The organism is Ruegeria intermedia (assembly GCF_900129345.1).
Lineage (GTDB): Bacteria > Pseudomonadota > Alphaproteobacteria > Rhodobacterales > Rhodobacteraceae > Ruegeria > Ruegeria intermedia.
Genome location: NZ_FQVK01000030.1, coordinates 20,554 through 28,950, shown reverse-complemented (window position 1 = coordinate 28,950; position 8,397 = coordinate 20,554). Strand labels below are relative to the sequence as shown.

Here is an 8,397-nt window from a genome sequence, read left to right as displayed (position 1 = left end):
TTCATAGCGACGTTGAGACATGCTGCTCTCCTCTTTCACAGAAGTGAATCAGAAACCCTCAAACGCCGATAGCGATTTATGAGTGTGTGACCTAGCCAACGTCCGGCACGACCCAGCGCATTTTCGAGGCCGAACTGAAGCCGAACAGATGTTTGAACGGGCCGGTATGGTCCTGCCCGATCGCCTGAAACCCTTCGCGCTCGTACAGGATCCGCGCGCGTGGGTTGGTGTCGATCACGTCCAGTTGCACCTCGTGCATACCCAGCCTCCGGGCCTCGTCCTTGATCGCCCGCAGCAGCAGAGTCCCGACACCCTGCCCGCGCGCCTCGGTCGCCACGCATATGCCATCCATCTGGAACACGCCCGGCTTCAGGTCGCGCTCCAGAACGCTCAGGACAAGGCCCCGCCACAGGGCGCCGAACCAGCCATAGACCCGGGCCAGATCCGACAGCCCGCCCTGCGTCAGCCCGCCGTCGCGGGTTTTGTACCCGGCCAGCCCCAGCATCCGCCCATCCGCATCCCGCGCCACAAGCGCGAAATCGGGGTTCAGCGCCCGTTCGAAAAAGGCCAACCCGCGCGCGTCCGGACCCATCACGCGCGACAGTTTGCCCGAGAATGCCTGCCAGAACAGCGCGGCCGCCCGCGCGCGCTCATCGGGGGCAAACCCGCGAGAGACCGAAACCGTCACAGGCCGAAACTCCCATAGGGCATGAACCGAACCGGGTCTCCGGGTTGGATGTCCAGCAGACCGTCCGGCAGCTCGACCAGCCCTTCGGCCCAGCTGAGCCCGCTGATGCGGCCCGAGCCCTCTGAGTGGAACACCTCGACCCGGCCGTCGCGGACCCGGGCGCGCAGGTATTCGCGGCGGCCCGGTTTCTTGCGCTTGGCGAACGCGGCGGGCAGGTCAAAGCCCTGCGGCTGCCGCCACCCCTCGCCCGCCATCAGGCCCAGCGCGGGCCGGGCAAAGATCAGGGTGCAGACCATCGCCGCCACCGGGTTGCCCGGCAGGCCGAACACCGGCGTGCCCTGCCACAGGCCCAGCGCCAGCGGGCGGCCCGGCTTCAGCGCGATGCGCCATTGCTGCAAGGCCCCCGCCGCGCGCAACAGGGCCGAGACATGATCCTCGTCCCCCGCCGAAGCGCCGCCACTGGTCAGGATCGTGTCAGTCTGTTGCGCAGCTTGGTCCAGCCGGTCCCGCAGCGCGGCCCGGTCGTCGCCCACGCGGCCCAGATCGACCGGCACAAACCCCATCCGTTGCAGCATCGCCAACAGCATCGGGCGGTTCGCATCATAGATCTGACCGGGCCCCGCGGCCTGACCCGGATCGCGCAATTCATCGCCGGTGGACAGAACCCCCACGCGCAAGGGGGCGCGGACCGGGACCTCGGCCACGCCCACCGCCGACAGCAGCGCCAGATCGGCGGGTGTCAGGCGTCGCCCGGCCGGCAGAGCCAAGGCCCTGGCCTGCACGTCTTCGCCCGCCTTGCGCGTGTTGGCGCCGGCCTTCAAAGGCCCGTTGAAGGCGATGTGCCCGTCCTGCACGGTCACGTCCTCTTCCAGAATGACGGTATCCACCCCCTCGGGCAGCGGCGCGCCGGTCAGAACGCGCAGCGCCTGCCCCTCCGGCACGGCCCCCGCAAACGGCACGCCCGCCGCCGCGCGCCCCTCGGCCAGCGGCAGGACATGCGGGCCCTCGGGCCGACCACCGGCAAAGCCGTACCCGTCCACCGCCGTGTTGGGCAGCGGCGGATTCGACCGTTGCGCGATCACGTCCCGCGCCAGAACGCGCCCGCAGGCTTGGCCAACGGGAAGGGTCTCGACGCTGGCCACCGGGTGCAACCGGTCGCGCAAAAGGGCCAGCGCGTCATCGACCGGGGTCCATTCGACCCCCGGCGGCAGGGCGAAACAGTCGTTTTTCAGCGGTGGAGGCGCAATATTCGGCATGGTCCGGTCCTCGGGCATGGTCAGGGGCTGGGCCGCGGCCCCAAGCCGACCTCGGCCAGGATGAAATCGGCAATGGCAGGCGTGTCGTTCAGATCGAAAACCGGACGGTCCAGATCCAGCGGCGTGTCGCTGGCCACCGCGCGGATCGTCGGATCGTCAGCGGCGATCAGCGGGTTTCCGGGCTGGGCGCGAAAGGCCTCGACCTTGGGGTGGCGCGCGCGCTTGTATCCCTCGACCAACACCAGATCGACCGGGGACAGGCGCGCCAGAAGGTCGTCCAACGGCGGCTCGGGCGCGCCGCGCAGTTCTTGCATCACGGCGATGCGGCGGCCGGAGGCCAGCAGAACCTCGGACGCCCCGGCGGTTCGGTGGCGGTGGCTGTCGGTGCCCGGCTGGTCCACGTCAACCGCGTGGTGAGCGTGTTTGACGGTCGAGACACGGAACCCGCGCCCGGTGATCTCGGCCACCAGCCGCTCGACCAATCCGGTCTTGCCCGCATTCTTCCAGCCGGTAACGCCGTAGACCTTCATGCCCCCTCCAACAGGTGCTGCGCCCGGATCAGATCTTCGGGCGTGTTGACGTTGAAGAACGGATCAAACGGGTCGGCCGGAAACAGCGCCTCGCGCCCGTCATGGCGGTCGGTCCACAGGACCACCTTGCGTAACCCGTCCGTCAGGGCCGCGCGCAGATCGTCGCGCAGAGCGACGGGCCAAAGGCCAAAGGTCGGGTGCCGGTTCACCCGACGGCCCCCGCCCGATTTCAGCGCCGCGTCACCGGTGCGCGGCGTGGCGGCCAGAACCAGCGGATGCGCCTGCCCCTGCGCCGCCCGCGTCAGCCGATCGACCAGATCGCGCGGAAAGAACGGCGTGTCGGCGGCAGCGGTTACGATGCAATCCGCGCCCTGCCCCGCCGCCCAATCCAACCCGGCCAGAACGCCCGCCAACGGCCCGGCGTAACCCGCGATGCTGTCCGGCAGGACCGGCAGGCCAAGATCGGCAAAGCGCGCCGGATCGCCATTGGCGTTCAGCGCCAGCCCACCCACCTGCGGCGCCAGCCGGTCGATCACATGTGCCAGCAGGCTTTGCCCGCCCAGTTGCAGCAACCCCTTGTCGCCGCCGCCCATCCGCGTGGCCAGACCTCCGGCCAGTATGACGCCGAGGGGGCGTGATGCTTCACCTCCCATCGGCGCTTTTCCTTCGATGCTTCCGGTCCTCGACCGGCACAGTGGCCGGGTCCACGTCGCGCAGCAGCCGGTCCTCGCCCGACAGGCACACGAAACGTTGGCCGCGCATCCGGCCGATCAGGGTCAGGCCGACCTCGCGCGCGATTTCGACGCCCCAGGCGGTAAATCCCGATCGAGAGGCCAGAACCGGGATGCCCATCATCGCCGTCTTGATCACCATTTCCGAGGTCAGCCGCCCGGTGGTGTACAGAATCTTGTTGCCGGCCGTCTCGCCCTCGGACAGCATCCAGCCGGCGATCTTGTCCACCGCGTTGTGGCGGCCCACGTCCTCCATATAGACCAGCGGGCGACTCTCGCGGCACAGAACCGTGCCGTGGATCGCCCCGGCCTGCAAGTACAGCGACGGCGTGCGGTTGATCTTGGCCGCCAGATCATACAGCCACGAGGTGCGCACCTGAACCTGCGGCAGGCGCACGCCCTCCAGCCCCTCCATCATGTCGCCGAACACCGTGCCCACCGCGCAGCCGCTGGTGCGAGTCTTTTTCTTCAGCTTGTCCTCATAGGACGTTTCGCGGGCCGTGCGCACCACCACGGTTTCCAGATCGTCGTCGTAATCGACGCGCGTGATCTGGTCATCGGGGCGCAACATGCCCTGGTTGCGCAAAAAGCCCAGCGCCAGATATTCGGGATAGTCGCCGATGGTCATGGCCGTCACGATCTCTTGTGAATTGAGGAAGATCGTCAGCGGGCGCTCCTCGACCACCGAGATGCGGCTGACCTCGCCGTTCTGGTCCACCCCCTCGACCGCGCGGGTCAACCGCGCCGCACCGGGATCGGGGGCGATGATGTATTCCGACAGATCGGTTTCGGTGGCCAATTGCAACCCTCTCTCTGACCCGCTACTGCTGCGCAGACCACCATAGGATCTAGCCATGGCAACCTCCACATCCAAGTCATACTATTGGAAGGGTTTTCGCGACGGGACCCCGTTCATCTTCGTGGCGGTGCCCTTCGGCACCCTGTTCGGCGTCTTCGCGACCGAGGCCGGTCTGAACATCGTGCAGACCATGGCCTTTACCTCGACCGTGTTCGCCGGCGCCGCGCAGTTCGCCGCCCTGCAACTGCTGCAGGACGGAACGCCCACCGCGATCATCCTGATCTCGGCCCTGGCGGTGAATCTGCGGATGGCGATGTACTCGGCCTCGCTGACGCCCTATCTTGGCGCGGCGCCGCTGTGGCAGCGCGCCTTCGCCGCCTATCTGACGGTGGACCAGTCCTATGCCTGCTCGATCGTGCAGTTCGAGAAGGAACCCGGCATGACCGTCGCCCAGCGCATGGCGTATTTCGTCGGCTCGGTCACGCCGATCACGCCGCTTTGGATCCTCGCCACCTATCTTGGCGCGGTTCTGGGCACGCGAATTCCCGAAAGCTGGGCGCTGGATTTCGCCCTGCCGATCACCTTTCTGGCGATGATCGGGCCGATGATGCGCACCCCGGCCCATGTGGTCGCCGCGCTGGTGGCCATCCTCGTGTCTCTGCTGTGCGCGGAGGTGCCGTACAATCTGGGCCTGCTGATCGCGGGCTGCGCGGGCATGGTGGCCGGGGCGCAGGCCGAGGTGATGCTGGACCGTAGAAAGGCCTTGCCATGACCGCGCCCGATCCGATCACCATCTGGACCATCATCGCCGGGCTGGCGATCGGCAGCTACGGCCTGCGTTTCGTCTTCATCGGCCTGATCGGAGACCGGCCCATGCCGCCGTGGCTGCTGCGGCATCTGCGCTACACCGCGGCTGCGATTCTGCCGGCGCTGATCGCGCCGCTGGTGGTCTGGCCGACTGCAACGGGGGGCCAGCCCGATCTGCCCCGCATGTCGGCCGCGGTGGTCGCGCTGAGCGTGGGCCTGATCACCCGCAACGTACTGGCCGCGATCTTTGCCGGGGCCGGAACGCTGTACGGGATGCTCTACCTACTGGGCTGAGGCCGGCTCAAGCTGGTTCAGCAGCGCATTGTTCGCGGCCAACCCGGCCTGCAGATCGGCGCTGTCGTTTTCACGATATTCCGTCGTGACGACCCCCGGAATCTGCCCGAACTGATCGGACAGCTTGACCGGATAGAAGGTGGTCTTGATCTGCTCGAACCCCGGCACCTGCTGCAGCAGCCGCGCGGTCGAGTGGGCGCAATAAGCCCCCGGAACCGGGCCCGACTGCTTGGCCAGTTGATAGGCGATCTCGGCCTGCTGGGGGGTCACCTGGATGGTCTGGATGCGCGCATAATGCGTCTCGCGCGCGTGCGAGCTGCGATAGGCGCGCTCGACCGCGGGGGTGATGCCATACAGCACGTCATCCTTGATCGGCACCACATCGGCACGGAACGACCCGGCCGGGTCGAAGATCACCCGTTCGCTGGCGCTGATCATCAGCGAGGTATGCGCGCCGGACCCCGTGCGCGTGTTGATCATCGTGTACAGGGTCAAGCTCGGCGGACCCGGATCGCGGTAAGACCGCGCCACGATCTCGGCCGGATCGGCCTGCGGGCGTTGCGAGCCGGTACAGCCCGCCACCGCAACTGCCAGCAGGCAGGCGATCAGAATCCGAAACATGCCGATCGTAGCCGGATCAGGCCGCGAAAACCGCGAGGAACAGAAGAACGAAGAAGATCACCGCCACCGACCAGGTGGTGAATTTGACGAAACCGTTGAAGGTTTTGGTCTGTTCGGTGATGTCCATCTCGCCGTGCTTGTAGTCAGCCATGTGTCCAAGAATCCCAATTCGCGTGTTTGGCCGTTTGGATAAATGATATTTTCAGCCGTGTCACCACGTCAATCGCGCGCAGGGGAACGTTCCTGCTCCTGCCCCGACGATCCTGCGGCAAAGATCGAACAGTCCGGGTAGCCGAACCCCCAACGCCACGGCAGCCCGGTGCAGGGCCCGCCGCCGAAACGCACCGCCATGTACATCGCCTCGGCGGTGATCGACATGGCCGAGATCACCTGCTGAGGCGTCATGTCATAGCGGGCGGCATAGTCCTCGGCCTGAGCGGCTCCGAAATCCTTGACGCATTGGCGCAAGGCCCGATCAGCCGCGAGGCGTGCGTCAAAGCTGGCCTCGGGCGTCACCGCCCCGCCCGCATCGTGATAGGCACGGTCATGGGTCACGCAGCAGGATTCCCACGGCGGGTGCGCCTCGTAGACCGCGGCGAAGCTGGGAAAGGTGTCGGCGACCAACCGCCAGCTGGCCGACATGCCGCCCGAACAGCCGTCGCTTTCGAACGGCGTCAGCGATTGCCCCGCCGATTGCGACATCAACGCCCGATGCGCCGGCAGCTCCACGCTGCGCATCACGTCCTGCGCGGCGACCGGCAGGGCCAGGCAGGCCAGAAGCGGCCACAGCTTACGGGCTTGCATCGCGCATCGCCTCGGTATCGACCGACAGGCCGAAGGTCGTGGCCAACCACAGCAGCAGCCGCTCGCCCGGCTCCATCTCGGCGCGAACTCGCAGCACTTCGCGCGCCATGGCGGGGCGGTCGGTGATCAGACCATCGACACCCATCGAGGCCATCGACGACATCTGCAGCGGGTCGTTCACCGTCCAGACATAGATATCCTTGCCCGCGTCATGGACCCGCCGGACCAGCCCCGGCGTGACCATCCCGGCATTCACCGCGACGAAATCGCCCTCCAGCCCGGCCAGGTCACCCACCGCCGTCGCGGCCAGAACACCGGCGCGCCAGTCCGGGCGCAACGCTTTCATCTTCTGCACCGCCGGGTATTTGAGCGACATCGTGGCGATGTCCTTCTCCATCCCGAATTCTTCGACGATGGCGGCCACGCGGTTTTCCAGATCCACGTCATGGCCATAGTATTTCAGTTCGATGATGACCTTCGATTTGCCCTTCGCGGCCTTCAGAACCTCGCGCAGGGTCGGGGTGCGCTGATCGGCATATTCGGCCCGAACCAACTGCCGATGTCGATCTGCGCGACATCCTCCATCGTGGCGTCCCAGACCTTCAGATTGACCCCGCCCAGCTTCATGAAGTCGCTGTCATGGGCCACGATGACCTCGCCGTCGGCGCTTTCCTGAACGTCGATCTCGACCCAGTCGGCCCCGTCTTCGATTGCCTTCAGCACCGAGGCCATCGTGTTTTCCGGCCGCAGCGCCGCCGCGCCCCGGTGGCCGATCACGTCGGCATGATCGGGCGCCGCAATCCGGTCCAGCACGTCCTGGCTGAACCAGATCTCGGCCAACAAGGTCACAATGGCCGCGGCAACGGTCACCAGAACCGGGGCGCGCAGATTTCCGGCTGCGGGATGGGGGAGCTCTGCCGCCCGCGGTTCGAAAAACCCATCCAGCAGAACCGCCAGCGCGCCCAACGCCACCGCCGCCAGCACCAGTCCGGCCAGAGACCACAGCCCGGCCACCAGCAGGCTGAGCGTCAGGGCAAACCGCAGGTTCGTGCCCTGTTCCAGCGGAACAAGGTGAAACAGCAGGCTGGCCACGGCGGCAATCAGCGCAGCAATCACCAGACGTACGGCCAGCCACAGCGCCAGTTCGATCTTCAACCGGCCGCGTTTTCCCTCCATTCGGCGGGCGCTTTCGGCAAAGGCGTCCGAAGGTGCAATCCCCTCGAACAGCACCAGATGCAGGGCCAGCGCCCAGGCCGACAGGCGGCGGATCAGCACCCAGGCCAAGGCCAGCACCACCAGCCCGATCAGCGCGACGGCCACCTGAAACGCGGGCGGATGGAAGGTCAGGTAGTAGTTGATGTCGTATTCGGTCAGCGTCCACCACGCGATCAGTCCCGCGACCGCCACGAAAGGCAGCGCCAGGACAAGAACCCGCAGAATGAAGCGCACCGCAAAGGAAAACAGCGTCGGCAGGCGCGACAGGATCAACCGCAAGGCCGATCCGCCGGCCCGCCACGGGTCGCTTTCACCGATCCTGAGCGATCCGGCCATGACCGAAAAGACGAACACCTCGGCCAACAGGAACAGGCCCAGAACGACCACCGCCGCCACGAAGCCAACTGGCGACAGGATGAACATTGCGATGTCCTGATCGGTCAGCGCCGACTGATCAGACAGCATCACCGCGAGGTTCACGGCAAAGGCCACACCGGGGGCGATCAGCGCGATCAGCAGCAGCCGCACCGCCAGATAGATGGGAACAAAGGTCCTGCGCCGGGCCCAGGCCCCGCGATAGGCATCTGTTACGGTTGAGAAATGTGACACGCCGGCCCCCTTTGGATGCTGAATTCATTCAAGGCCGCGCAGA

General features: G+C 66.6%; 12 protein-coding genes. 2 read left to right on the top strand and 10 right to left on the bottom strand.

Translation table 11 applies throughout. The features are described from left to right. Positions 1-91: 91 nt before the first annotated feature. From F3H26_RS17105 to F3H26_RS17085, 5 genes are read right to left on the bottom strand one after another with little or no spacing between them, the layout of a single operon-like run. Entirely contained in the window at positions 92-688 is a 597-nt protein-coding gene (locus F3H26_RS17105) for a GNAT family N-acetyltransferase (protein WP_223162553.1), read from the bottom strand. After that, complete coding sequence (locus F3H26_RS17100) at positions 685-1,944, bottom strand: molybdopterin-binding protein (RefSeq protein ID WP_188127800.1); 1,260 nt, start codon at positions 1,942-1,944, stop codon at positions 685-687. The genes F3H26_RS17105 and F3H26_RS17100 overlap by 4 nt, the downstream gene beginning before the upstream one ends. A gap of 20 nt (positions 1,945-1,964) precedes the next feature. Continuing rightward, complete coding sequence (gene mobB, locus F3H26_RS17095; protein ID WP_149777192.1) at positions 1,965-2,474, bottom strand: molybdopterin-guanine dinucleotide biosynthesis protein B; 510 nt, start codon at positions 2,472-2,474, stop codon at positions 1,965-1,967. Then, entirely contained in the window at positions 2,471-3,127 is a 657-nt protein-coding gene (gene mobA / locus F3H26_RS17090) for a molybdenum cofactor guanylyltransferase MobA (protein WP_149777191.1), read from the bottom strand. The genes mobB and mobA overlap by 4 nt, the downstream gene beginning before the upstream one ends. Continuing rightward, positions 3,117-4,061, bottom strand: coding sequence for a formate dehydrogenase accessory sulfurtransferase FdhD (locus tag F3H26_RS17085; protein ID WP_149777190.1), 945 nt, complete (start codon positions 4,059-4,061; stop codon positions 3,117-3,119). The genes mobA and F3H26_RS17085 overlap by 11 nt, the downstream gene beginning before the upstream one ends. On the opposite strand from F3H26_RS17085, the gene F3H26_RS17080 reads away from it, so the two are divergent. Further along, positions 4,060-4,776 carry an AzlC family ABC transporter permease gene (locus F3H26_RS17080; RefSeq protein ID WP_149777189.1) on the top strand — a complete coding sequence of 239 codons (717 nt, stop codon included), beginning with the start codon at positions 4,060-4,062 and terminating at the stop codon, positions 4,774-4,776. The genes F3H26_RS17085 and F3H26_RS17080 overlap by 2 nt on opposite strands. Beyond that, complete coding sequence (locus F3H26_RS17075) at positions 4,773-5,105, top strand: AzlD domain-containing protein (RefSeq protein WP_005979045.1); 333 nt, start codon at positions 4,773-4,775, stop codon at positions 5,103-5,105. The genes F3H26_RS17080 and F3H26_RS17075 overlap by 4 nt, the downstream gene beginning before the upstream one ends. Here F3H26_RS17075 and F3H26_RS17070 read toward each other — a convergent pair. The 5 genes from F3H26_RS17070 to F3H26_RS17055 all read right to left on the bottom strand — a co-directional run bounded on the left by F3H26_RS17070 (position 5,094) and on the right by F3H26_RS17055 (position 8,354). Then, positions 5,094-5,726 carry a hypothetical protein gene (locus F3H26_RS17070; RefSeq protein WP_149777188.1) on the bottom strand — a complete coding sequence of 211 codons (633 nt, stop codon included), beginning with the start codon at positions 5,724-5,726 and terminating at the stop codon, positions 5,094-5,096. The two genes, F3H26_RS17075 and F3H26_RS17070, sit on opposite strands and share 12 nt — an antisense overlap. A gap of 16 nt (positions 5,727-5,742) precedes the next feature. After that, complete coding sequence (locus F3H26_RS17065; RefSeq protein ID WP_149777187.1) at positions 5,743-5,877, bottom strand: aa3-type cytochrome c oxidase subunit IV; 135 nt, start codon at positions 5,875-5,877, stop codon at positions 5,743-5,745. 68 nt (positions 5,878-5,945) lie between these two features. Beyond that, positions 5,946-6,530, bottom strand: a complete 585-nt coding sequence (locus tag F3H26_RS17060; RefSeq protein ID WP_149777186.1) for a hypothetical protein — start codon at positions 6,528-6,530, stop codon at positions 5,946-5,948. Then, positions 6,517-7,083 carry a glycerophosphodiester phosphodiesterase family protein gene (locus tag F3H26_RS19750; RefSeq protein ID WP_223162552.1) on the bottom strand — a complete coding sequence of 189 codons (567 nt, stop codon included), beginning with the start codon at positions 7,081-7,083 and terminating at the stop codon, positions 6,517-6,519. The genes F3H26_RS17060 and F3H26_RS19750 overlap by 14 nt, the downstream gene beginning before the upstream one ends. Beyond that, entirely contained in the window at positions 7,029-8,354 is a 1,326-nt protein-coding gene (locus tag F3H26_RS17055) for a glycerophosphodiester phosphodiesterase family protein (RefSeq protein WP_223162551.1), read from the bottom strand. Before F3H26_RS17055 ends, F3H26_RS19750 begins: the two co-directional genes overlap by 55 nt. Positions 8,355-8,397: the final 43 nt, after the last annotated feature.